The sequence below is a fragment of the Bacteroides intestinalis genome (genome assembly GCF_003464595.1).
Taxonomy (GTDB): Bacteria; Bacteroidota; Bacteroidia; order Bacteroidales; family Bacteroidaceae; genus Bacteroides; species Bacteroides intestinalis_A.
The window spans coordinates 382100-406893 of record NZ_QRZF01000003.1 but is presented as its reverse complement, the minus strand read 5'-3'; the positions used below and the strand labels follow the sequence as shown (position 1 = coordinate 406893).

18 protein-coding genes and 1 tRNA gene are annotated in these 24794 nt (G+C 41.2%); 13 read left to right on the top strand and 6 right to left on the bottom strand.

Annotated features, from left to right (window positions below):
- Window positions 1-27 precede the first annotated feature (27 nt).
- Entirely contained in the window at window positions 28-858 is an 831-nt protein-coding gene (locus DWW10_RS06265; protein WP_118420979.1) for a 4Fe-4S binding protein, read from the bottom strand.
- A gap of 290 nt (window positions 859-1148) precedes the next feature.
- On the opposite strand from DWW10_RS06265, the gene rho reads away from it, so the two are divergent.
- From rho to DWW10_RS06220, 9 genes are all read left to right on the top strand, one after another.
- Window positions 1149-3218 carry a transcription termination factor Rho gene (rho, locus tag DWW10_RS06260; RefSeq protein ID WP_022391644.1) on the top strand — a complete coding sequence of 690 codons (2070 nt, stop codon included), beginning with the start codon at window positions 1149-1151 and terminating at the stop codon, window positions 3216-3218.
- Window positions 3219-3395: 177 nt separating this feature from the next.
- Entirely contained in the window at window positions 3396-5207 is a 1812-nt protein-coding gene (locus DWW10_RS06255) for a tetratricopeptide repeat-containing sensor histidine kinase (RefSeq protein ID WP_118420978.1), read from the top strand.
- Window positions 5204-7168 carry an ATP-binding protein gene (locus DWW10_RS06250; RefSeq protein ID WP_118420977.1) on the top strand — a complete coding sequence of 655 codons (1965 nt, stop codon included), beginning with the start codon at window positions 5204-5206 and terminating at the stop codon, window positions 7166-7168. Before DWW10_RS06255 ends, DWW10_RS06250 begins: the two co-directional genes overlap by 4 nt.
- Before the next feature lie 96 nt (window positions 7169-7264).
- On the top strand, window positions 7265-8584 hold the full coding sequence (gene ffh, locus DWW10_RS06245) for a signal recognition particle protein (RefSeq protein WP_118221036.1): 1320 nt from the start codon (window positions 7265-7267) through the stop codon (window positions 8582-8584).
- 13 nt (window positions 8585-8597) lie between these two features.
- On the top strand, window positions 8598-9476 hold the full coding sequence (gene folD, locus DWW10_RS06240; protein WP_022391648.1) for a bifunctional methylenetetrahydrofolate dehydrogenase/methenyltetrahydrofolate cyclohydrolase FolD: 879 nt from the start codon (window positions 8598-8600) through the stop codon (window positions 9474-9476).
- 81 nt (window positions 9477-9557) lie between these two features.
- The gene (locus tag DWW10_RS06235; protein ID WP_118420976.1) at window positions 9558-11186 is read left to right on the top strand and encodes a peroxiredoxin family protein; all 1629 of its coding nucleotides are present in this window, start codon (window positions 9558-9560) and stop codon (window positions 11184-11186) included.
- Window positions 11187-11200: 14 nt separating this feature from the next.
- Window positions 11201-12337 carry a CapA family protein gene (locus DWW10_RS06230; RefSeq protein ID WP_118420975.1) on the top strand — a complete coding sequence of 379 codons (1137 nt, stop codon included), beginning with the start codon at window positions 11201-11203 and terminating at the stop codon, window positions 12335-12337.
- Between the two features lie 91 nt (window positions 12338-12428).
- Window positions 12429-12505, top strand: a tRNA-His gene (locus tag DWW10_RS06225).
- A 180-nt stretch (window positions 12506-12685) separates the two neighbouring features.
- Window positions 12686-14614 (top strand): PAS domain-containing hybrid sensor histidine kinase/response regulator, encoded by a 1929-nt coding sequence (locus tag DWW10_RS06220; protein WP_118420974.1) that lies wholly within the window; start codon window positions 12686-12688, stop codon window positions 14612-14614.
- Between the two features lie 5 nt (window positions 14615-14619).
- Here DWW10_RS06220 and DWW10_RS06215 read toward each other — a convergent pair whose 3' ends face one another.
- Window positions 14620-15186 (bottom strand): sugar O-acetyltransferase, encoded by a 567-nt coding sequence (locus DWW10_RS06215; protein ID WP_118420973.1) that lies wholly within the window; start codon window positions 15184-15186, stop codon window positions 14620-14622.
- A 310-nt stretch (window positions 15187-15496) separates the two neighbouring features.
- Between DWW10_RS06215 and DWW10_RS06210 the strand changes: the two genes are divergently transcribed.
- The 3 genes from DWW10_RS06210 to DWW10_RS06200 all read left to right on the top strand — a co-directional run bounded on the left by DWW10_RS06210 (window position 15497) and on the right by DWW10_RS06200 (window position 18112).
- Window positions 15497-15793 (top strand): hypothetical protein, encoded by a 297-nt coding sequence (locus DWW10_RS06210; RefSeq protein WP_259320431.1) that lies wholly within the window; start codon window positions 15497-15499, stop codon window positions 15791-15793.
- Window positions 15794-15904: 111 nt separating this feature from the next.
- Window positions 15905-17542 carry a B12-binding domain-containing radical SAM protein gene (locus DWW10_RS06205; protein WP_118420971.1) on the top strand — a complete coding sequence of 546 codons (1638 nt, stop codon included), beginning with the start codon at window positions 15905-15907 and terminating at the stop codon, window positions 17540-17542.
- 12 nt (window positions 17543-17554) lie between these two features.
- Window positions 17555-18112 carry a pentapeptide repeat-containing protein gene (locus tag DWW10_RS06200; RefSeq protein WP_118420970.1) on the top strand — a complete coding sequence of 186 codons (558 nt, stop codon included), beginning with the start codon at window positions 17555-17557 and terminating at the stop codon, window positions 18110-18112.
- On the opposite strand, the gene DWW10_RS06195 is transcribed toward DWW10_RS06200, so the two are convergent.
- The 4 genes from DWW10_RS06195 to DWW10_RS06180 all read right to left on the bottom strand — a co-directional run bounded on the left by DWW10_RS06195 (window position 18089) and on the right by DWW10_RS06180 (window position 23659).
- On the bottom strand, window positions 18089-19402 hold the full coding sequence (locus DWW10_RS06195) for a sensor histidine kinase (protein WP_118420969.1): 1314 nt from the start codon (window positions 19400-19402) through the stop codon (window positions 18089-18091). The two genes, DWW10_RS06200 and DWW10_RS06195, sit on opposite strands and share 24 nt — an antisense overlap.
- A gap of 135 nt (window positions 19403-19537) precedes the next feature.
- A complete protein-coding gene (locus DWW10_RS06190; protein ID WP_118420968.1) occupies window positions 19538-21262 on the bottom strand; it encodes a helix-turn-helix domain-containing protein in 1725 nt (574 codons plus the stop codon).
- Window positions 21263-21272: 10 nt separating this feature from the next.
- Window positions 21273-21710, bottom strand: a complete 438-nt coding sequence (locus DWW10_RS06185) for a Fur family transcriptional regulator (RefSeq protein WP_007213321.1) — start codon at window positions 21708-21710, stop codon at window positions 21273-21275.
- A 5-nt stretch (window positions 21711-21715) separates the two neighbouring features.
- Window positions 21716-23659, bottom strand: a complete 1944-nt coding sequence (locus tag DWW10_RS06180) for a heavy metal translocating P-type ATPase (protein WP_118420967.1) — start codon at window positions 23657-23659, stop codon at window positions 21716-21718.
- A 402-nt stretch (window positions 23660-24061) separates the two neighbouring features.
- Between DWW10_RS06180 and DWW10_RS06175 the strand changes: the two genes are divergently transcribed.
- A complete protein-coding gene (locus DWW10_RS06175; RefSeq protein WP_118420966.1) occupies window positions 24062-24712 on the top strand; it encodes an NAD(P)-dependent oxidoreductase in 651 nt (216 codons plus the stop codon).
- Window positions 24713-24794 lie beyond the last annotated feature (82 nt).

The window sequence follows — 24794 nt, the reverse complement described above, 5'->3', positions numbered from 1 at the left end:
AGGAGTTTATTGCATGTAGGATTAAAGCTATAAAATAATCCGGTCCTCTTTCTGCCGCACAAAGCAGTCTGAAAGCAATGAAGCAAACGGGGTATCATACGTCCGCGCCTTGAACGAACATCCTTTGACGCATGCGCAACACTTTATGCACTTTTCGGCAATCGTATTACATTCGTCACCTTTCAGAATAGCTCCCGAAGGACAATGTACAGCGCAAACACCACAATGCGTGCAAAGTTCCGCATTCACTTCCGGTACACGCGGCAAAGGAACACCACTTTTACGCAACTTTATCACCCGGCGCAGAAACTTGAACAAAGGCAGAAAAGGCTGGCGCGGGCGCTGAATACGGTTCACATCTACCGGATACAAGTGTTCCATATCAACGGCAGCATTTATTTTCGTCCATATCTTCGCACCAAATTCCTCCGCATATTGCAAATCATTTGCATCCGGACGCCCTGGGGCTATTGGATTTTGTTCTGTACTATATGAATGTTCTCCCACAAAAGTAGCCCCGGCAATAACTTTGAAACCCTGGGCAGAAGCAAATGCATCCAATTCTATCAAAGCCTTTTCATACGCGCGGTTACCATAAACTACTACCAGCACAACCGGAGATCCCGATGCACGAATGCTCTGCAACCGCTCCATAGCCAAAGGAGCTACCTTGCCGCCATACACCGGCACAGCAATAAGAGTCAGTGTATTCTCCGGAATATCTACCTCAGCAGCATGCAGTGTTAAATTCGTAGTAACAACATTTGTTAGTCCTGTTCCGCGAACAATTGCCTCACCAACTTGTTTAGATGTACGAGTAGGCGAAAAATAGATGAAATGAACTTCGTTTATATCCATAAATATATGCGCTTTTTCTTGGTTTATCAAGCAAAGATAAAGTTTTAAAATTAAAAAAAAGACGAATTGTTTATGAAACCAAAAATATTTATTACCTTTGCGCCGTTGAAACATTCTGTAAACTCCTAAGTGCGGGTAGCTAACAGTTTTCCGGTTCAATAATAAATATCCCATAATCATTATATTAAATAAAGGTATATTTGCCACGTTGCTTGTGACGACAACCGCAGCCGTGTGAACATATCTGTCCAATAACAAAAGAAATTTTAAACCATTCACATATATACTGTATGTATAATATCATTCAATTGAACGACAAAAATTTGTCGGAACTTCAATCTATTGCCCAAGAACTGGGTATTAAAAAGACAGACTCACTAAAAAAAGAAGAACTTGTTTACAAGATACTTGATGAACAAGCCATCGCAGGTGCTACCAAAAAGGTTGCTGCTGAAAAGCTGAAAGAAGAGCGTAAAGTGGACAGACAACAGAAACGTACCCGCGTAACCGTAAAAAAAGAGAGTACTGACAAAGTCTTTACCGCCAACAAAAACGGCGATCTCACTAAGGCAAAAGCTGAAGCTTCAGTAGCAGCCGCTAAAGTACAACCGGTAGCAGAAGCAGTAAAAGCACCGGTAGCAGAGGCACCTAAAGCGCCGGTAGCGGAAAAAGAAGTAGCTGTAGCAGCTACAGCAGCTCCTGAAAAAGCTGAAACGCCTAACTCAACGAAGCGTAAACCGGGACGTCCGCGTAAAGCTAAGGTAGAAGAAAAAGCTCCCATACCCGCACCCGTACCTGTTGCAAAGAAGGAAGAGCCTAAGAAAGCTGAGCCCGAATTGAATTTTGAAACAGAAGCGCCTAAAGTTATCAAGAAAGTCGTAGTGGAAGACAGCCCTATCCTGTCAGAACCCGAAGATGACTTCATCCCTATCGAAGACCTTCCGACCGAGAAAGTAGAACTGCCTTCTGAACTTCTCGGTAAGTTTGAAGCAACTAAAGCTGAAACACCCGCAGTTCCTGTAGTTGAATCTGTTCCTGCCAATCAACGTCCACGCCTTCGTCCCCGAGACAACAATAATAATACCCCTTACAATAATAACAACAACAATAATAACAACCGGAACAACAACCCACGTCCCGTACAACAGCAGCGTCCGGCACAACCGAATGCCAACAATGAGAATTATTCTCCTGTCCCCGAACGCAGACCTGTAGTTGAACGTGAAAAAGTATACGAATTTGACGATATCCTGACCGGTACAGGCGTACTGGAAATCATGCAGGATGGTTACGGATTCCTTCGTTCTTCCGACTATAATTACCTTTCTTCACCGGATGATATTTATGTATCTCAATCTCAAATCAAACTGTTTGGTCTGAAAACCGGTGATGTTGTAGAGGGTGTAATCCGTCCTCCTAAAGAAGGTGAGAAATATTTCCCATTAGTAAAAGTGGGAAAAATCAATGGACGTGACCCGGCTTTCGTACGTGACCGCGTACCATTTGAGCATCTCACGCCATTATTCCCCGACGAAAAATTCAGATTGTGCAAAGGTGGCTATTCAGACTCTATGTCTGCTCGTGTAGTAGACCTCTTTGCTCCTATCGGTAAAGGCCAGCGTGCATTGATCGTGGCACAACCTAAAACCGGTAAGACCATCTTGATGAAAGATATAGCCAATGCTATCGCAGCAAATCATCCGGAAGTCTACATGATTATGTTACTTATCGACGAACGCCCGGAAGAAGTAACCGACATGGCACGCACCGTAAATGCTGAGGTCATTGCTTCCACTTTTGACGAACCTGCCGAACGCCACGTAAAAATCGCCGGTATTGTGCTGGAAAAAGCCAAAAGACTGGTAGAATGCGGTCATGACGTAGTGATCTTCCTGGATTCAATTACACGTTTGGCACGTGCTTACAATACAGTATCTCCGGCTTCCGGTAAAGTACTTTCCGGTGGTGTGGACGCCAATGCACTTCATAAGCCCAAACGCTTCTTCGGAGCTGCCCGTAATATTGAAAACGGTGGTTCGCTCACTATTCTTGCTACTGCCTTGATTGATACAGGTTCCAAGATGGATGAAGTTATCTTCGAAGAATTCAAGGGTACAGGTAACATGGAATTGCAGCTCGACCGCAACCTGTCTAACAAACGCATCTTCCCAGCTGTCAATATTGTTGCTTCCAGCACCCGTCGTGACGACTTGCTGCAAGACAAGCAAACGTTGGATCGTATGTGGATACTCCGCAAATATCTGGCTGACATGAATCCGATTGAAGCTATGGACTTTGTGAAAGACCGCATGGAAAAAACCAAAGATAATGACGAGTTCCTAATGAGCATGAATAGCTAAAACCACAGCTAAAAAAACAAAATCAACAATAAATAGGATTATATATACAAAAAGGGCGAGACATTTTCGGATATCTCGCCCTTTTTATTTATTTTTGTCGCAAGTAATCAGATTTCATTATATAAACATTTAATTAATCAGGTGAGGCTCAGTAAAACGATCATACTATTTTTGTTGATGCTATTTTACAGTACTTCCTACATCCAATCGGCAAATCTGGATTTGGTAGATGAGCGTATACACCTAATGGAGTATCTGATGGATAATAATCTGGCCTATTCTCAAGAAGTCAGATTACATGATATCATCCAGTGGGAAGACGAACTTGTTGACGTATTTCGCAACAAGGAGGATTATAAACACATGTTCCTCATGCAGCAAATGGCTGCTTATGCACTTGTATCTGATGGGCACATCAATGAAGCATTGGAAAAAGCAAATGCCATGCTACAGCAAGCCACCTTAATGAAATATGATATAGGAATAGCCATATCACATTATGCCATCGGCGATATTTACCTCAATGCCAACATGACTAATGAAGCTATCGAGGAATATGAAATAGCCATGCAGAAGCTATATAAAATTGCAGACTCCGAAAAATTACAGGAAAAAGTACTTATCCAATTAATCCCCACGCTTATCAGACTGGGACGATTGAATGAAGCTAAAGACTATTTGGAACAGATAGAACAAGTAAAAGACTATCGACATAGCCGCTTCATAGAAAATATCTTTCAAGCCTACTATTATCTTCATACTAATAACCTGGAACAAGCTCGGGAATATATTCAGGAAGCAGAAGAATGGTATGAGTATTATCCTTTCTTTTTTCACAGTTCTATTTTGAAATATATCCAAGCCGAATATGCCAAGCAAGTCGAAGATGACGAGCAAGCCATAAAATTATATAATGAACTGACCGTTAGTACCAGTAGCGCCAATGTCTACAACAGATATCTGAAAATGAAGAATTCATTGGCACGACTGTATACCAAACGTGGAAGAGCCAAAGAGGCATGCGAAATATTTCAAGATATCAATGCTGCACGAGATTCTATCAATGCACGCAACTACTCCTCGCAAATTAATCTGCTGCGAACCATATATCAGGTAGACCGTCTTGAAATGGATAATCAAAACGAACGGAACCGGTTATTGTTTTATTCCATCATGGGGTGTATCCTTATTTTAAGCATATCCATTGCATCGGTACTCTACATCCGTAAGATCAACAAACGACTGATAGCATCCAAGCTGAAACTGGAAAAAGCACGGCAAATTGCAGAAAATTCCATCCGCACCAAGAGCGTTTTTCTGTCGAATATGAGCCATGAAATACGCACGCCTCTAAATGCTTTGTCCGGCTTCTCTGCTATTCTGACGGATGCAAATATTGATATCAGTACCCGGCAACAATGCAATGAAATCATTCAGCAGAATTCAGATTTACTGTTGAAACTAATAGATGATGTTGTAGATCTTTCTAGTCTGGAAATCGGAAAAATGCAATTTCTTTTCGCTAACAATAATGCTGTAGCTATATGCCGGAATGTAGTGGATACGGTAGAAAAGATAAAGCAAACATCCGCTTCTGTACTGTTCCAAACTTCTTTAGAGAACTTGGAAATCTATACAGATGAAGCACGTCTTCAACAATTACTAATCAACTTACTGATTAATGCCACCAAATTTACCACAGAAGGAAGTATTACTCTCTCATTAGAAAAACAGTCAGAAGAAGTTGCTCTGTTTGCTGTATCAGATACAGGTTGCGGCATAGCTCCGGAAAAGCAGGGTACAATATTCAATCGTTTCGAAAAACTGAATGAAAATGCGCAAGGTAGTGGATTGGGACTTTCCATTTGCCAACTGATTGTGGAACGTTTCGGTGGGAAAATATGGATTGACCCCGAATACAAGAATGGTTCCCGTTTCCTGTTTACCCATCCTATTGTCTCAACTAGCAGAAAGGAGGTATCAGAATGAAACGTCTCTTATTTATAGTAGTTCTTTTACTACAATTCTTTTTCATATTTGCAAACAGACCAATCAAACGGTCACCTGTTACCGATAGTCTTATAACAGAGTTGCAAACACTTCCACATGACACTACCAGACTAAAACTACTCGAAAAGCTTGTGCTTACGGAGCAGAATTCTCCGCATTATATAGAATATGCAGAAGAAATGTTCAACGAAGCGCAGCGTCAAAAAAATGCTAAATACATCTGCAGCAGTACCTATTTTAAAATTCTATATTACTATAATAAAGAGAAAATAGACAGCGTCAGTAAATTGGTTGATTATGTAAAACCCATTGCTGAACGCATGAAATACTATCGTTTGTACTTCAACGCACAAAAACTGCTTATATATACCTATATTTATAGCGAAAAATATGAATATGCCATCAATGAAGCATTGGAAATGCTCAAGATAGCAGAAGAGTTGGATAATATAGATGGATGCATAGCTGCATATTCATGTCTGGCAAGTGCCTATCATGAAACCAATCGCAAGAAAGAAGAAGGAGAAGCGCTACGTAAGGCACATAAATATGCTTCCGAGCAAAAGACAAGCAGTACGCAAGTCAATGTTTTGGGACAACTGATTATGTTCAGCAATGACCAAAATGATTATAAAAGCCTGAAAGTATATTTAGATGAAAACAAGCAGCTAATGGAGGAAATGTTAGCCTGGGACCCTGACATGTATGAGTCTTATTTCAACCTCTACCTATTTTCAACAGTATTCCAGTCCTACTACTATACAGGTATAGGAAAAACCGACTCTGCACAATATTATATAGAGAAGGCACAAGATTTCATAACCCCGCAAAGTTATCTCCCTTACATAACCATGTATCATGATGCCTATGCCAAATACTATCACTACACTAAAAAATATCAAAATGCATTAGTACACATGGATTCTGCTCTGATATATATGCAACAATCTAAATCGGCATTAACGGAGTACGCCAAACAATTATCCCGCAAAGCTGACATCCTGCTGGAAATGGGTCAATATGCAGAAGCATTACCACTATACGAAAAATCTAATCACATTCAAGATTCATTGACTGCTGCCATATCAGCCAAGCAATTGGAAGAAATCAAAGAAATATACCATCTTAACCAACTAGTATGGGAACGCGGAAAACTCAGGAATCGTGTACAAACCAGTATTCTCCTGAGCCTTGGAATCATACTTGTGCTATGTATCACTTATATGCTCCGCATCAACCGGATACGAAAAGCATTGAAAATTTCAAAAAAAGAGACCCAGAAAGCCACACGTCAAACAGAGCGGGCCAATGAAATGAAAAACCGTTTCTTGTCCAACATGAGTCATGCCATCCGGGTTCCTCTGAACGGAGTATTAGGTTTCTCGCAAATCATTGCAAACGAAGTGGAAATTGACGAACCTACCCGTAAAGAATATGCGGACATCATTCAACAAAACACTGAACAATTAATGCGTCTGGTAAACAATGTTCTTGATCTATCCCGTCTGGAGGCTGGTATGATGAAGTTCCAATTAAGTGACTATGACATTGTACAACTTTGCAAGGATTCCGTAGGAATGGCACAAATGCAAAATCCAACTTTGCATATTCATTTCTACAGTGACATTGACGAGTATATTGTTTATACTGATACAAACCGGATGATGCAACTCATCGTCAGTATTCTTACTTGCCCCTCTCCATCTTTCAAAGAAGAACGTGATCTCCAATTCACTTTAGATAAAAATGGAGAAATATTATGCTTCAAAGTTACGAACTCTCCATTGGCAGACCTCAATTATGCCAATCAGGACTCTGCTTTGCGTAACGATGTCAACCTTTTATTACTGAAACACTTCGGCGGTACTTATCAGGTAATTCATGACGGTAAGGAAGGACCGACTATTCTTTTCACCTATCCTGCTACCTCAACTGAATAATATTCTTGCCTCAAAAGAAGGTAGATACAGGGATTTTTTGTACTTTTGCGCCTCAATAAGAGTAATTTGTAATTTATAAATAGTAATTATATCATCATGTTCGATAATTTAAGCGAAAGACTGGAAAGGTCGTTTAAAATTCTGAAAGGTGAAGGAAAAATCACCGAAATCAATGTTGCGGAAACCCTGAAAGATGTGCGCAAAGCACTGTTAGACGCCGACGTTAACTACAAAGTAGCCAAAACTTTTACAGATACAGTTAAGGAAAAGGCATTGGGACAAAACGTATTGACAGCCGTAAAGCCCAGTCAATTAATGGTGAAGATCGTGCACGACGAGTTGACTCAATTAATGGGTGGCGAAACTGCAGAAATTGATTTGGAAGGAAAACCTGCTGTCATCTTAATGTCTGGTCTGCAAGGCTCCGGTAAGACTACTTTCTCCGGTAAGTTGGCACGAATGCTAAAAACGAAAAAGAACAAGAAACCGTTATTGGTGGCTTGTGACGTATACCGCCCTGCCGCTATCGAACAATTGCGCGTATTAGCAGAGCAAATAGGAGTTCCAATGTACTCTGAACCGGATAGTAAGAATCCGGTGAAAATTGCAGAAAATGCAATTCAGGAAGCAAAAGCCAAAGGATATGATGTTGTAATCGTCGATACCGCCGGACGTCTGGCTGTGGACGAAGAGATGATGAATGAGATTGCTGCTATTAAAAAAGCAATCAATCCGAACGAAATTCTTTTTGTTGTAGACTCTATGACCGGCCAGGATGCTGTAAACACAGCAAAAGAGTTTAACGAACGTCTTGATTTTAACGGTGTTGTACTGACTAAGTTGGATGGTGATACCCGGGGTGGTGCCGCTCTTTCTATCCGTTCAGTAGTAAACAAGCCGATCAAATTTGTGGGTACAGGTGAGAAGCTGGATGCCATTGACCAATTCCACCCTTCACGTATGTCAGACCGTATCCTCGGTATGGGTGATATTGTTTCATTGGTGGAACGTGCTCAAGAGCAATATGACGAAGAAGAAGCTAAACGCCTGCAAAAGAAGATTGCCAAGAACCAGTTCGACTTCAATGACTTCTTAAGTCAGATAGCGCAAATCAAAAAGATGGGTAACCTGAAAGATCTGGCTTCTATGATTCCGGGTGTAGGTAAGGCTATAAAGGACATCGATATTGACGACAATGCTTTCAAGAGTATTGAAGCTATTATTTATTCTATGACCCCTGCAGAACGTAGTAATCCGGCCCTTCTGAACGGTTCACGCAGACAACGTATTGCTAAAGGTAGTGGTACGAATATTCAGGAAGTAAACCGCTTGTTAAAACAATTCGATCAAACTCGTAAGATGATGAAGATGGTAACAGGTAGCAAGATGGGTAAAATGATGCCTAAGATGAAATAATAAAAATACTGATATGACACTAATTGACGGAAAAGCAATTTCGGAACAAGTAAAACAGGAGATTGCTGCAGAAGTAGCAGAAATTGTGGCGAAAGGTGGCAAACGTCCTCATCTTGCAGCAATTCTCGTAGGCCACGATGGTGGTAGTGAAACGTATGTTGCTGCAAAAGTAAAAGCATGCGAAGTTTGCGGATTCAAATCCAGTCTCATTCGTTACGAAGCAGATGTGACGGAAGAAGAACTTCTTGCTAAAGTACGTGAACTAAACGAAGATGCAGATGTAGACGGGTTCATTGTACAACTTCCATTACCCAAGCACATCTCCGAGCAGAAAGTGATTGAGACCATTGATTATCGCAAAGACGTAGATGGTTTCCATCCCATCAATGTAGGACGCATGTCCATTGGATTGCCTTGCTATGTATCAGCAACTCCCAACGGAATCCTAGAACTGTTAAAACGCTACCAGATAGAGACTTCCGGTAAGAAGTGCGTAGTATTGGGACGTAGTAACATTGTCGGCAAACCAATGGCTGCTTTAATGATGCAAAAAGCCTATCCGGGAGATGCAACTGTAACTGTATGTCATAGCCGCAGTAGAGATCTCGTAAAAGAGTGTCAAGAAGCTGACATCATCATCGCCGCACTGGGACAACCTAACTTTGTAAAAGAAGAAATGGTGAAAGAAGGAGCTGTAGTGATTGATGTAGGCACTACACGCGTGCCGGATGCCACCAAGAAATCAGGATTTAAACTGACTGGTGATGTAAAATTTGACGAAGTTGCTCCGAAATGCTCCTTTATCACTCCTGTTCCGGGTGGTGTAGGCCCTATGACTATTGTTTCTTTGATGAAAAATACATTGCTGGCTGGTAAGAAAGCAATTTACTAATAATAAAAATCCTAAATACCGAAAAAGGCAGACCATGATTGTGGAGCCTTTTTTCGGTATTTATTTTACCTAATAATACCTATGAACACACTACTGAGAACCATTGCATGCTTACTTTTCCTTACATACGTTCTATATTCCTCAGCACAGAACTTCACAATCGACTACCCCATTTATCAAAATAGGAATAGTGAAGCACTGGAAATCAGTCGGATTGAACGTAATGATACAGCCACCATTTTGTACATGGATGCTTATTCGCGTCCGAACTATTGGATTCGTTTGGCTTCAAGCCTGTCACTTTACGGAAATCAAACCGGAAAAAATTACTCCCTCATCCGCTCACAAGGTTTCGAATTGGATAAAGAAATCTATATGCCAACTTCAGGTAATGTAACTTTCACTCTGCAATTTCCTCCTCTTGATCCTCAGGAAGAAACTGTTGATTTCATGGAAAGTAGTAATGAAAGAGATTTTCAAATTAAAGGTATTAGTCTTAATACACAGGAAAAAGAAGGAAAAATTCATTGTCATATTTCAGGCGAAGTGGTTGATAGTCCACAATCCAGCCGGCTCGTATTGATAAAAGCTCATAAGAACCCCAGCAGTGCTCCTTGGTTATCTATTCCCATACGCAACGGAGTATTTGAATACGATTTCTATACTGATCAAGAAGAGGTTTATGAAGTTTTTATCTGGAATGATATGATTAACGGTAGTTGGATGCCTGCTTTCTTCTTTGCTGAAAATGGACCTGTATCTTTCACTCTATATCCGGCAAGCACCGGAAAACCTGGAGTGACACGTACTGAAAATCCATTAACTTGCGAATTACAGCAACTGGAAACTGAAAGAAACAATAAATTCAATTTCGACTCTCTGTATGCCCAAATTGATAAACTATATAAAGAAAACCGCTTCGAAAGCGAGGCATTACAAACTCTTTGGAAAAATATGGAACAGGTCAAAGATAATGTTGAAGAACGAAATAAAATCTATAGAGAAAGAGACCGTCTTGAAGAAAGTGGAGAGGCATATACCGAAGATGCTAAAGTTCTTCTGGAAGAAATCAAACAGCTAAATCAAAAAATGAATCAATGGACTATAGAACATATTAAGCAGCAACCCTCCCTAATTGGGCTATATGTTCTAACAAGTAAAATAGCAATAGCACGAAAAGGCGAAGACATCAGTCCATATCTAAGTATCTATCAGAATATCTTTGCTTCTCGTTATCCTGAACATCCTTATAGCAAGGAGATGAAAATACTGATTGAAAACGGACAACCTAAAGTAGGAAACCCTTATATTGATTTTTCAGCTCCCGATCTCAATGGAAAAAAAATAAAGGTTTCAGAACACATTAAGGGGAAAATAGCATTAATTGATTTGTGGGCTTCCTGGTGTGGTCCATGTCGTGTAAATTCTAAGCAGATTATTCCTATATATGAAAAATTTAAAGATAAAGGATTTACTGTTATAGGAGTAGCACGGGAACAAGGAAGCGATGCAGATATGAAAAGAGCTATCCAAAAAGACGGTTACCCTTGGTTGAATCTGATCGAACTGAACGATACCAACCAAATATGGATGAAGTATCGTATACCCAATGCGGCGGGAGGAACTTTCCTTATTGACACTCATGGAATTATTCTTGCTGTAAACCCCACTGCTGAAGAGATAGAAAGTATTCTTCAAAAAGAACTTTAATCTTGCAAATAATTATGAGGAAAATATTTCCTTTCACACTCGGCCTATTTTTCATATCATGCTCTAGTGTAGCACAAGAACGGGTGGTATCTGAAGTCGTCGATACAATCCCCCCTGCAAAAATCACTCTATTATTTGTAGGTGATCTGATGCAACACCAAGCCCAGCTTGACGCTGCGCGTACAGATAAAGGGACTTATGACTACTCTCCCTGTTTCTCTCTCGTAAAAGAGCAAATCAGTGGAGCGGACATCGCTATCGGCAATTTAGAAGTACCTATCGGTGGAAAACCTTATAGTGGTTATCCGGCTTTCTGTGCACCTGATGAATATTTATATGCCATTAAAGAGGCCGGTTTCAATGTTCTGTTAACTGCTAACAATCACTGTCTCGACCGCGGTAAAAAAGGTTTGGAACGTACAATCCTAATGTTAGATTCCTTACGTATCCTCTACACCGGAACTTATAGAAATGAAGAAGAACGCCGTCAACGATACCCATTGCTCATTCACAAAAACGGTTTTCGAATTGCCCTTCTGAACTATACCTATGATACCAATGGAGTTAAGCCATCCTATCCCAACATAGTGAACTATATTGATAAGAAAATCATGTTACAGGATATCGATACAGCACGAACATGGCAACCTGATGTTATCATTGCCTGTATGCATTGGGGAAACGAATACCAATCGCTACCTAGTCGCGAACAACGACAGTTGGCTGATTGGTTATTGGAACAGGGCGTTACCCATATCATCGGTAGCCATCCTCATGTTATACAACCGATGGAACTACGCACCGATAGCATTACCGGAGCACAACACGCTGTAGTATATTCTTTAGGGAATTTCATCTCCAATATGAGTAAAGTAAATACTGACGGAGGACTTATTTTCACATTAGAATTAGAAAGAGACACCACAACATCTACCTCCACACAAGTTCGAGTACAACGTTGCGAATATAATTTGGTATGGACAGCACGTCCCAATCTCACCAAAGAAAAAAATTATGTGCTTTATCCTACAGATTCCACATCTATTTCAAAGCTCCCGGAAGCTGCACGTAACCATCTGAATATCTTCGTCAAAAACTCCCGAAAGCTCCTCCAACAGCACAATGTAGGAATTAAGGAGAATAAAAAATAATGCAGATTTCAATAAAATATTTCGCCAAATATTTGCAGTATCAAAGATAATACCTATCTTTGCACCGCGTTTGAGAAATGACGCAAACATGGTGACTGTAGTTCAGTTGGTTAGAGCGTCAGATTGTGGTTCTGAATGTCGTGGGTTCGAGTCCCATCAGTCACCCCAAAAGATCCTGTAAGTTTATGACTTGCAGGATTTTTTGTTTATAACACCTTCCTATCCTCTATGTTAAAGTTTACTATTCCGACCAGCTTCCAACAAATATTAACCACGATAATCATAAAGTTCCGGGAATTTGCATACATTTGCACCACGTTATAAAACATCATAGGTGCAATAATAAACATGGAAAATGAACTTCTGTCGCTCATTCCTGAATACATACCTTTAGGGCTCGGCGTATATGACAAAGATGGATATCTGAAATACGCCAATGGCACCACACTAAAAATGTTCGGTGTAACCATGAAGGATATTTATAATATTAATATCTTCGATGACCCTAACATCACGGCAGAAGATAAAGCTCTCCTAAAGCAGGGGTTGAACGTCTCTTTTGAAACTGATTATGATTTCGATCTTTGTGAAAACTTCTACGAAACACCCATCAAAGGAATCAAAAAATACTTTGTTACCAAAGTAACTATCATGCGCGATCCCGAAGGAAATCGTCAAGGCTATTTATTAGCCTGCGAAGATATCACCGTAAAGAAAGCACAAGAGCGGGAAATCATTGAAAGTTACAAGAAGATAAAAGCAACACAAAAGGAGTTATCATTAGCCTTGAATGCTGGGAAGCTATCCTCATGGAACTACAATATAAAGGAAGGTCTGTTTTGTAAATTCGATGTCCACATCGAGAATATTGAGAAAAGATCATTGCAATCCATATATGAGAGCATCCATCCTGACGACAGAAATAAATTCATGGCATTACTGGAAGCAGTTGCTCATAAACAGAAGCTCCCGGAAAACAGAATTATATTAAGAGTTCTGGAAAACAATGCAACAGATTATAGTTACTCCAGCTTTACCTACAGTGCAGTAGAAGATGAAGCAGGCAATGTAGGGGTCATCACATTTATTCAACGGGATATTACCGAAGACATTATATATCAGCAAAATTTGATTACAGCCAAAAACAAAGCAGAAGAAGCAGACAAATTGAAATCTACATTCCTCGCTAACATGAGTCATGAAATCCGTACTCCACTCAATGCAATTGTAGGATTCTCTGAATTGCTGACCGAAACAGATGATACGAAAGAAAAATTTGAATATAAACAACTGATTGAAACCAACAGTGAGATACTCCTGAAATTAATCGGAGACATTCTCGATCTGTCAAAAATTGAAGTCGGCTCCATTGATATCAATCGTCAGAAACTGAATTTGTGCCAGCTTTGCGATGAATTATACCGGTCCTTCCAGCAACGGATTAAAAACCCCAAAGTTACCCTCAAACTCATCAATCCATATACCAAATGTGTGGCGAATTTCGACAAATATCGCTTTATGCAGATATTCACGAACTTTGCTACGAATGCCATTAAGTATACACCACAAGGTGAAATTGTGATGGGATACGAATGTATGCCCGGACAGGTAAGAATCTATGTAAAGGATAGTGGCATCGGAATACCGGAGGAGAAAAAGAACCGTATCTTCAGCCGTTTCGAGAAATTAGATACTTTTGCCCAAGGAACCGGCTTAGGACTTTCTATCTGTAAAGCTATTGCCGATGCTACAGGCGGAGAAGTAGGCTTTAAGTCCAAAGCCAATGTAGGTTCTGAGTTCTGGTACATCGGATATACCGATGTCGAATATGTCGAAAAATCAGAGGTTGCAGACGAGGACTTAAATAACAAAAGTACAGAACACCTTCCAGCAGATTCCTCAGTAAAGATTAAAGATCTGAATATTCTGATAGCGGAAGATAATGACAGCAATTACCTGTTAATCAAGAAACTTCTTAAAGACAATCAACTAACCCGCGCCATAACCGGAGTAGAAGCTATCGAGAAAATCAAAGCCCAAACCTTTGACATCGTCTTTATGGATATGCGGATGCCGGTAATGAATGGACTGGAAGCAACTTCCCTCATCAGGGAATTTAACCAAACTACCCCTATTATCGCTCTTACCGCTAATGCTTTCGACTCCGACAGAGAGAATGCATTAGCCGCAGGATGCAATCATTTCATGACAAAACCCGTCAAAAAGAGAGAATTGATGGATTTGCTTTTCAGATATTTCAAACAACACCCCCAATAACAGGATTACTTCTGATTCAATTTACGTATCACTTTAGCAGGATTTCCTACAGCCAACGAGTCTGCCGGAATATCATGCGTAACCACTGAACCCGCACCGATTACACAACGGTCGCCAATAGTCACTCCCGGGCAAATTGTCGCATGACCGCCAATCCAGCAGCGTTCACCAATGGTTACCGGCAGACAATTCTCATAGGCATCCCTTTCGTCAGCATCAAGCGGATGTTGCGCCGTATAAATATGTACTCCCGGAGCAATCAATGTTTTCCGGCCAATAGTTACTTTTGCACCATCCAAAATAACAGCACCAAAATTGATAAAAACTCCTTCAGCTGCATATATACCATCTCCATAATCGCAATAAAAGGGTGGTTCCACAAAAAAATCCGGAGCAGAATTCGGGAAAAGTGAACGGGTAACCTCCGGCATTTTAGAGGTATGATATTCAGTCACATTCAACTGATGCAGCTTCTTTTTTACTTCAGCCCGATAGGCATACATTTCAGGAGTATGAGCATTGTAATGAAGCCCTTCGCGCATACACTTTAATTCTTCTTGAAGTGTTCTCATCTTAAAAATGATTTTATTATTAACTCGTTAAAAGCACTGCAAAGTTAGTATAAATTCAGGCACCTGTATACCCATGTTTCTGTAAAAAAAGTAAATACCCGAAACCATAAAAAAGGCTCAATTGTTATTTTAATATTCGGAATTATCAGGTGTACAACAAACAGTCTCTTAGTTTAAAAAAGTTGAAAGTAGATAATCCTACGTTTATTTTCTGTTTGCTGGCGCTCGATTTGCGGATATTATTACGGAGTATTAATCAATATACCCCTGATATTAGTATGACAACATGTACAACTAAAAATAAATGATTATGGAAATAAACGAGAAATTAATTGCAGTCGTAGAAATCGGTGGTGACAAAGCAACTCAATTCTGGGCAAGAGCTGATGATTTGGCGCAAGCATACAATGAGAAATCAACGGATATAATCTATTCAGTAAAGAAACTTCCTGATTCTGATAACCTGTTTCACTTCTTCGCTACCTCTAAAGAAGAAATGATGCAGGAAACCTTGTTGGAGTGCAGTCGTGAGTTCCTGGATGAATTACTAACATTAGTTCCCAGCGAATGCGTCAGAATATCCGTTGTCGGACCTAAAGCAAGCTAAAAGAGCATACCGTAAACCGATAAAGCAAAGGATTGGGCAGGCAGAAAAGAGGCAGATAGGAATACATTCATTATCTTTGCAACTGTTTTTGTAAACCCAACCCTATATAAAATGAAGTTACTCTGGCTTGACCTCAACAGTTCATACGCACATTCTTCCCTGGCACTTCCGGCACTGCATGCCCAGATTGCTGATGATACATCCATAGAATGGGATATCGTATCAGCCACTATTAATGAGAATGTAGGTCTGACTGTCAATGAAGTCTACCATCGCCAACCTGACATACTTGCCGCTACAACCTGGCTCTTCAACCATGAGCAATTGCTTCACATCCTTTCAAGAGTAAAAGCACTCCTGCCACAATGCTGCATTGTATTAGGTGGTCCTGAGTATTTGGGAGACAATGAATATTTCCTGCATAAGAACCTTTATGTCAGCTGTGTATTCAGAGGAGAAGGAGAAGAGGTGTTCCCACAATGGCTCGCATGCCGGCACGAACAGGAAAAGTGGAATACAATTCCCGGACTCTGTTATCTCGACTCCAACGGGCAGTACAGAGACAACGGAATAGCACGTGTACTGAAATTCTCTGATCTCATACCTCCCGAAAAAAGCCGCTTCTTTAATTGGAGCAAACCGTTCGTACAACTGGAAACGACACGAGGTTGTTTCAACACCTGTGCATTCTGCGTCAGCGGAGGTGAAAAGCCTGTACGTACACTTTCCATAGAAGCTATTCGCGAACGACTCCAAATCATTCATCAACATGGTATTAAAAACGTGCGTGTACTCGACCGTACTTTCAATTACAATACCCGCCGGGCAAAAGAACTGCTTGAGCTTTTTCTTGAATACCACCCTGATATACGCTTCCATCTGGAAATACACCCTGCACTTCTTTCCGAAGAACTGAAAGAAGAATTGAAACACTTGCCCGAAGGTTTGTTACACCTGGAAGCAGGCATACAAAGCCTGCGTGAACCTGTACTCGAAAAAAGCCGGAGGATGGGAAAGCTGACAGACGCATTGGAAGGTCTGAAATTCTTGTGTTCTCTCCCCAATATGGAAACACATGCCGATTTAATAGCAGGACTCCCACTCTACCATCTTTCAGAAATATTCGAAGATATCCGTGTTCTGGCAGCATACGGTGCAGGAGAAATACAACTGGAGTCTCTCAAATTACTCCCCGGTACGGAAATGCGTAGAAGAGCGGAAGAATTGGGCATCCAATATTCTCCCCTCCCCCCCTATGAAGTGCTTCAAACCCGCGAGATCAATGTAAGTGAATTGCAAACAGCCCGTCAGCTCTCCCGCCTGCTGGATGGATTTTATAATACTCCAGCCTGGCAATCCATTACCCGTAAACTCATTCTGAAAGAAGAAAAATTCCTGTATCGGTTCCTGGAACACCTGATACAAATAGGTTTGATAGACCAACCGATGAGTCTGGAAAAACGAGGACTTATCCTGTATGAATTCTGTAAGCACAACTATCCGGAATATCAGTTAGAAGCCAGCATTGCTTGGATAGAGGCCGGCATGTCACTGAAAAAACTTCCGGCAGAAAAGGTAAAGACCAAACGGCAGGTTCCCCCGGAGAACTGGCAAGTACTGTATGGCCAATACAAAGAGAATCTCCGCCTTTGTTTCCTGCCTGTCAACGAGGAAACCAATCAAGGCTATTGGTTTGGTTTCGAATCGGAGATACAGAAGCCGGAACCCGTATTCAAAGCAATGAATTAACTGAAAAGATAAATGGAAGACAAGACCATAAAAAAAGTAGATTTCTCCATCGAGGAACTGGAAACAAATTATTATGAATGTACATTTGACAAATGTAACTTTTCAGATAAGCCTATCGGAAGAGTTATATTCGAAAAATGTACATTCAAAGAGTGCAACCTTTCATTAGTAAAAACCAGTAATACCTCTTGGTTGGATGTCCTGTTCACCGATTGCAAAATGACAGGCATCAACTTCAGCCTCAGCAACCGCTTCGGCTTGTCTATGGAATTCCATAATTGTCTGTTGTCCTACGCCCTTTTTACTGAGATGAAACTAAAAGGAACCCGTTTTATAGGGTGCGATTTGCAAAACACAGACTTTATGGAAACCGACCTTTCCAATGCAGTATTTAAAGATTGCGACCTCTGTTATGCTTCTTTCCATCATACCAACCTGGAGAAAGCAGATTTCACTACTGCACGCAATTATACTTTAAATCCTGCTGCCAACCGTCTGAAAAAAGCAAAGTTCTCCCGCTACGGACTGGAAGGGTTGCTTACAGGATTAGGAATAGAAGTTATCGATTAACTTCTCCTTGTATAACTTGGGAGTAGGTGCAGTACTACAAGGTAATGTAACCCAAACAGTTGTGCCTACACCTACTTCCGAAGTCAACCCAATAGATCCACCCATACATTCCGCAATGGACTTACATATAGGCAACCCTAACCCAACTCCTTGTGTAAAAGAGTCCACTTTTTCAAAACGTTCAAAAATAACAGGCAATTTATCCTGCGGAATACCACATCCGGTATCCGTTACCTTTATCTCAATACCTTGTTCTGTAACGCCATAAGTAATATCAATATACCCTTCCTGAGTATGCTTCAAAGCATTGGACAAGAAGTTATTCAATATCTGTTTCACACGCTTTGTATCCAGTTCAGCCATATAGCCCTGTCCCGGTTTATGAATACGGATATCCAGTCTTCCGGCTGCTTTCATCCTGTACTCGGTAGCACTTTCCACTATCAAGTCAGACAGACAAAACCACGTGGGATGCAGATCTATATACCCCGCCTCTATCTTTGAAATATCAAGAATATCATCCACTATTTTCAGTAGAAGCGCATTGTTGTGATTGATCAGATTACAAAATTCTTTCTTTTCCGCTATATCCTCAGTATCCGCCAATATGCTGGAGAAACCAACAATAGCATTCAAAGGAGTACGGATCTCGTGACTCATATTTGCCAGGAAAGCCGTCTTCAGTCGATTGGCTTCCTCTGCTTTGTCTTTCGCTTTCCGCAAATCGCTTTCCAGCTTTTTCCTCTCGTCAATAATCTGGGTACCTCCAATCAGAATAGCAGGTTTTCCGTCCTCATCATACTCATATACGATACCATAGATATTTCTCCAAGATAAAGTATTGTCCGCATTCTGGTATAAGAACTCTTCATCGATAAGCTTGGAACAACCTTTCTCCAATCCATCTATCGCTTCATAGATTCTTTTTCTGTATTCCGGCAATACATGCGACAGGTGCTCATCCACATCTACTACTACAGTTCCCTGCTCCCCTTTCTCCAGGTTTCCTTCCCAAATAATCTCTTTACGCTTCAAATCCCACTTCCATAGTTTCAGATTAATTGCCTTCACCAGCAAATGATGTTGGAGATTCTGCTGTTTCAATTGCTGCTGCTTTTCCTCCAATTCCTGGATCAAGAGATTATAGGGCTTCATCAATTCCTGTTTACCATCAATAGATATCCCTGAAAGACGATTGCGAAGTTTATTATATTTTCGGAAATAATAGACTGCCGCTATCAGTGAAGCAATGAAGGCAAACAGAGTTATTAAATATAAAATATACATCATAATTCAGGTTATCCTTATAATTGAACCACAAAGGAACTCAATTCTCAGATAAGCCTTGAAATATATTTTATATGGTTATTAAAAATAGTACCAAAAGTTATTAAGAAAAGTATTATATACCTAATACACAACACATTAAACACTCATATCCTTTTGAGCATTCTTAAATTCCGAAGGAGTCATTCCCGTTCTTCCCTTAAACAACTGATGGAATGTGGGCATGCTATTGATACCCGATGATTCAGCTATCGCACGCAAAGTATAATCGGGCTGTTCCTTCATTAAATGTATCGCATAATTCAAGCGCAGGTTATTGATATATCCACTCAGGTTAGTATCCGTATTCTCCTTTATCATCTTGGCAAAACGGGTATTATTCATACGGACAATTCTGGTCAGCTCTTCCCTCGACAAATCGGGAGAAAGGTACAATTTATCCCGTTTTATGATGTAATCCAACTTCTCGAAAATCATTTTGTTCATCTGTTTATCCTGCTCTTCGTTATCACCGGATTCGTCTTCCACTTTCTCTGGAAAAGAAATATCTTTCTCTACGCCCAGTTGCGAGCGGTCCATTTCCTCCTGCATGGAAAATTGTTCATTAATACGCCTTACCAGTGCTTTATTCTTATTTCTGATTACACAGTTCTGATGCCAGAGTCTCCACAAAAAGAACAATGCCAACAACGCACCACTCAGAATGCATATCAACGTAATGTTACGTATCTTCAACTGAAACGCCTGCTCTGCAATACGAGCTTCTTTCTCATTCAGCTCGTAGAGCGTATCCAGTTCCAGTGCAGCATTCTGTTTTTCCCGCTGATAAATGCTATCTTTTATTGCAGCGATCACCCTTTGAAGATTTATAACCGTTTTATAGTTCTCTAATTTAGTATTGGCTAGTATTTCCAGATTCAAGATAGTGAGATACTGACTATTCAATGTATCCTGCTCACGCATCACTTCCTTAAAATCACGACAATTATCCAATACGGCCTGGTATTCTCCCAAAAGCAATAAATAGGGAGTGGAATCAAATTTACCATCAGGAGTAGAAGAAGCATTTGTCGACTGATATTTCTTATAATAAGCAGCCGCACGCTCCCGGTCTCCCGTTAATTGGAAGAGATAGGCCAACTTGGAATATACATACGCAAATTGCAGATCCAATAGGTCCGCACGAATTTCCGGTTGTTTACTCATCTTGTCAAGCAGCTTTTCACGTTGCAGACCTATTTCTAAAGCATCGTTTGATCGCTTATCAGCAATCAGATAGCCCATCTTTACTCCATAAAAATAGGAAAGCATCGTCTCATATTCTTCATTTTTAGAATTATCGAGCAAGTCAATGGCCTGATCAAAGAACTGATACCCCTCTTCTTTGAAGGAAAGCATTCTTTTGTTCTCCCCCATGCAAAATAATAACTTACATTCGGACTGTATATCCTTAAGCTCACGCGCCAGTTCCACACCCTGAACGGCATAACGCATGCTTTCCTTATATTCACTTAGCAGATGAGACAGTTCAGCCATGGCTACCGTCATCCTCAACAAATGCGAAGGGTCATCGTGTGACAGAGAATCACTGACATAAGCCCTGCGGGCATAATGAAGAGCGGATTTATTTCTGTACATATTGCGATAAACCACACTGCGCAGTTCGTCAACGATATTCAGAGGCATTGCACTGTTTGCTTCAGCTTCATCCAGCAACTGCAAGGTGCGGTCGGGTTCCGTCATGTAATCTTTCATAATATACTCCCTGGTATATTGTTCTGGCTCACGATTAGCCTCCCCTGCCCGGACAGGTAGGGACAAGAATCCCAATAAAAGGAAGCACAAGTAGTAGAAATGCCTCATAATATCTTTCTTATTCTTCTGTGTCTATTTTCTGGTGGACTGCACAGTCTGCGCAAATACCCTTGATAACGTAATTTATACCGGTCTGCATAAACCCTTCCGGAAGGTTGACCGTCGGAGCATGCACACTTCGAATGCAGTACGTCTTGTGGCACTGCTCACAATAGAAATGCATGTGCTGGTCTTCCACCGTGCACATACAGCAATCTTCGCAAACCGCATATTTCAGCGAACCGCTTCCATCGTCCACTCCATGTATCAGGTGATGGGAAAGAAACAGGGTTAATGTCCGGAAGATAGTAGATTTATCAACCGTGTCGAGTTTGTCCTCCAGATCAGTCACGGACACGGCCCGCTTCATCTCCATCATAGTACGGAGAATCAGCAGCCGCATGGCCGTAGGCTTTATATCCCGCAGGGACAATTTATGCAAATATATTTCTTCCATATTTCTTAAAACTTCTTTCTCAATATACGGACTGAATTCAGCACCACCAACAAAGCTACGCCGACGTCAGCAAACACTGCCGCCCAAAGGGTGGCAAATCCGCAGGCACCCGCCAGCAACACCAACACCTTCACCGTAATAGCACCTACTATATTTTGCATCACTATCCGTCGTGTTGCCCGCCCTATAGAGATAGCGGTTGCAACTTTGGATGGCTGATCAGTCTGAATAACGACATCCGCGCTTTCGATGGCAGCGTCCGAACCTAACCCTCCCATGGCAATACCTACATCACTGAGAGCCAATACAGGAGCATCGTTCATACCATCTCCGACAAATGCGACAGACATACCCGGAACAGAATTGAGTTGTTCCAAATGAACGGCCTTATCTTCCGGCAATAAGTCGCCGTAGGCTTTGTCAATTCCCAATTCCTTTGCAAAGATATTAACAATCTCTTGTTTATCCCCGGATAACATTTGAATATTATCTATTTTTAAAGCCTTTAATTTTTTAATAGCATCTACCGCATCCTCTTTCAGAGTGTCTGAAAGTAGCAGTTGTCCGGCATACTTCCCATCCACGGCACAGACCACTACCGTAGCTACACAATCCGCAAGTTCTTCGGGTACAGCTATCTGACGGTCAGTCAATAAACGGATATTACCGACAAGTACCTGATGGTGTTCCACCTCAGCTTCCAGACCGTATCCGGCCAATTCATTCAGAGAAGTCACAACCGCAGGTTTCACACCACGTCCGGAAGCATAGTGAACAATGGCTTGTGCCACAGGATGGGTACTTTTCTTTTCTACAGATGCCACTAAACTCAGTAATTCATCTTCGGGGATATCTGTTGCCTGTATGGACGTCACACGGAAACTACCAGTAGTCAACGTACCTGTCTTATCGAATACAACTGCATTGATACGGGTTATGGCATCCAGATAATTACTTCCTTTAAACAGGATACCTGTACGCGAAGCCGCTCCTATTCCGCCAAAATAGCCCAATGGGATACTGATAACCAATGCACAAGGACAGGATATCACCAGAAATACCAGTCCCCGATAGAGCCAGTCATTGAACACATAGTCAAATGCCGGATGCACAGCCGCAACAAGTGCAGGAAGAGCAACGATAAGAAAAGCCAACAGGACTACAATCGGTGTATAGATACGGGCAAACTTCCGGATAAAAAGTTCCGCCGGTGCTTTCCGTTCCGCCGCATCCTGAACTAAAGTAAGAATACGTGCCAGAGTGCTATGATCATAAGGTTTCGTCACTTGTATGCGCACTACCTGTCCGCTGACAATCATACCGGCAAGCACCTCGCCTCCTTCGGAGACATTACGCGGCATACTCTCCCCCGTCAGTGCCGAAGTATCGAAGACGGCATAAGGATTTTGCAGGCTACCATCCAAGGGAACCCGTTCGCCGGGCTTCACTTCGATCACTTCTCCTACATTTACCTCACGGGGGGAAACAGTACTTAGTATCCCCTTTCGGTACACATCTACCTGTTCGGGACGTACATCCAGCAAATCCTTGATATTACGGGATGCCTGGTTCACAGCCTTATCCTGCAACATCTCTCCGATGGAATAGAGTAGCATTACTGCCAGTGCTTCCGGATATTCTCCGATATAGAAAGCTCCAAGGGAAGCCAATGCCATCAGCGAAAACTCATTGAACCAGTCTTTTTGCAAAATACTCTCCCAAGCTTCGCGCATCACAGGCAGTCCGACAGGCAGGAAGCCTATAAGAAACCAAAGAAACTCGATAACCGGATTAGCGAACCACGTCCATTCCTGATGCTGGAAGATAATACCCAACAGAAAGAAGATACCGGACAACACCGGAGCCCACCACTTCTTAATGATAGATTTCTCTTTTTCTTTGCTCTGCGAATGAGTATGTGAACAACAACACTGACATTTACTCTCCATAATCTTCTTAGTTTTTTAGTTGGTACAAAGGTAAGGAATAGGAAATGCAACCGGGTTGCAAAGAGCCCATTGACAACTTATTATAAATTATTTCTGTAATTACATAGAACTAAAATCCTATTCGCAAGAAACTAACTCTGTTTATGCAGATTATTATTCTTACAACAAATATTATTCTTTCTTACAACAGTTGCGCTTCTTTCTTACAATAGCTGCTGTAAGAAAGAAGCACAACTGTTGTAAGATTAATTTTTAGTACTTTCAAGAATAATTTCTTGTATCCCGGAGATTAAACAGATTGACAAGAGGATAAGTTATTAAACATTCTCAAAAAGAGCAATCACTATCAAACTTTTATTGAAGATAAATAGTTTAATATATAAATATAAACAACGAACCAATATGAAAAATGTAGTACTCATAGGAGCCAGCGGTTTTGTAGGAACCGCCATCCTGAATGAATTGCTGAACAGAGGCCACAAAGTAACTGCCATTGTACGCGACCCGGCCAAGGTGACCGCCAGCAATCCGAACCTGAAAGTAGTCCAGGCAGATGTAACCGATACCGATGTTCTGATTGAAGCCAGCAAAGGTAAAGACGCCGTCATCAGCGCTTATAACCCCGGCTGGAAGAATCCCAATATATACGAAGAAACACTGAAGAACTATCCGCTGATAGTGGATAGTGTGAAGAAGGCCGGTGTTGAGCGTCTACTTATTGTGGGCGGTGCCGGAACCCTGTTCTATGCTCCCGGAAAGATGGTGATGGATGCTGACGATGTTCCAGCCAAACTGTTGCCCGGAATCAAATCCCTCGGAGAGTTTTATCTGAATACACTTCGTAAGGAAAACGATATTGACTGGATATTCCTCTCTCCTGCCGCCAATATGACACCGGGAGAACGTACCGGAAAGTTCCGTATCGGAAAAGATGACTTAGTGGTAGATGTAAATGGAGACAGCAATATCTCCGTTGAAGACTATGCCGTGGCAATGGTAGACGAATTGGAACAGAAGAAGCACCACAAGGAGCGCTTCACCATAGGATATTAAACAAGGCTATTTCAGAAAATAATTTCTTTAAATTTCAAAACAGAATAAATGCCGGCAAATAAAGAATCACTCTTCTTTTTTG

What these genes read in the sequence shown, in the direction of transcription:
- DWW10_RS06180 (WP_118420967.1), bottom strand. Translation starts at nt 23,659, where the DNA reads ATGGAGAGTAAATGTCAGTGTTGTTGTTCACATACTCATTCGCAGAGC.
- DWW10_RS06230 (WP_118420975.1), top strand. Translation starts at nt 11,201, where the DNA reads ATGAGGAAAATATTTCCTTTCACACTCGGCCTATTTTTCATATCATGC.
- DWW10_RS06235 (WP_118420976.1), top strand. Translation starts at nt 9,558, where the DNA reads ATGAACACACTACTGAGAACCATTGCATGCTTACTTTTCCTTACATAC.
- DWW10_RS06265 (WP_118420979.1), bottom strand. Translation starts at nt 858, where the DNA reads ATGGATATAAACGAAGTTCATTTCATCTATTTTTCGCCTACTCGTACA.
- folD (WP_022391648.1), top strand. Translation starts at nt 8,598, where the DNA reads ATGACACTAATTGACGGAAAAGCAATTTCGGAACAAGTAAAACAGGAG.
- DWW10_RS06255 (WP_118420978.1), top strand. Translation starts at nt 3,396, where the DNA reads ATGCTATTTTACAGTACTTCCTACATCCAATCGGCAAATCTGGATTTG.
- DWW10_RS06210 (WP_259320431.1), top strand. Translation starts at nt 15,497, where the DNA reads ATGGAAATAAACGAGAAATTAATTGCAGTCGTAGAAATCGGTGGTGAC.
- DWW10_RS06175 (WP_118420966.1), top strand. Translation starts at nt 24,062, where the DNA reads ATGAAAAATGTAGTACTCATAGGAGCCAGCGGTTTTGTAGGAACCGCC.
- DWW10_RS06205 (WP_118420971.1), top strand. Translation starts at nt 15,905, where the DNA reads ATGAAGTTACTCTGGCTTGACCTCAACAGTTCATACGCACATTCTTCC.
- DWW10_RS06250 (WP_118420977.1), top strand. Translation starts at nt 5,204, where the DNA reads ATGAAACGTCTCTTATTTATAGTAGTTCTTTTACTACAATTCTTTTTC.
- DWW10_RS06215 (WP_118420973.1), bottom strand. Translation starts at nt 15,186, where the DNA reads ATGAGAACACTTCAAGAAGAATTAAAGTGTATGCGCGAAGGGCTTCAT.
- ffh (WP_118221036.1), top strand. Translation starts at nt 7,265, where the DNA reads ATGTTCGATAATTTAAGCGAAAGACTGGAAAGGTCGTTTAAAATTCTG.
- DWW10_RS06195 (WP_118420969.1), bottom strand. Translation starts at nt 19,402, where the DNA reads ATGATGTATATTTTATATTTAATAACTCTGTTTGCCTTCATTGCTTCA.
- DWW10_RS06185 (WP_007213321.1), bottom strand. Translation starts at nt 21,710, where the DNA reads ATGGAAGAAATATATTTGCATAAATTGTCCCTGCGGGATATAAAGCCT.
- DWW10_RS06200 (WP_118420970.1), top strand. Translation starts at nt 17,555, where the DNA reads ATGGAAGACAAGACCATAAAAAAAGTAGATTTCTCCATCGAGGAACTG.
- rho (WP_022391644.1), top strand. Translation starts at nt 1,149, where the DNA reads ATGTATAATATCATTCAATTGAACGACAAAAATTTGTCGGAACTTCAA.
- DWW10_RS06190 (WP_118420968.1), bottom strand. Translation starts at nt 21,262, where the DNA reads ATGAGGCATTTCTACTACTTGTGCTTCCTTTTATTGGGATTCTTGTCC.
- DWW10_RS06220 (WP_118420974.1), top strand. Translation starts at nt 12,686, where the DNA reads ATGGAAAATGAACTTCTGTCGCTCATTCCTGAATACATACCTTTAGGG.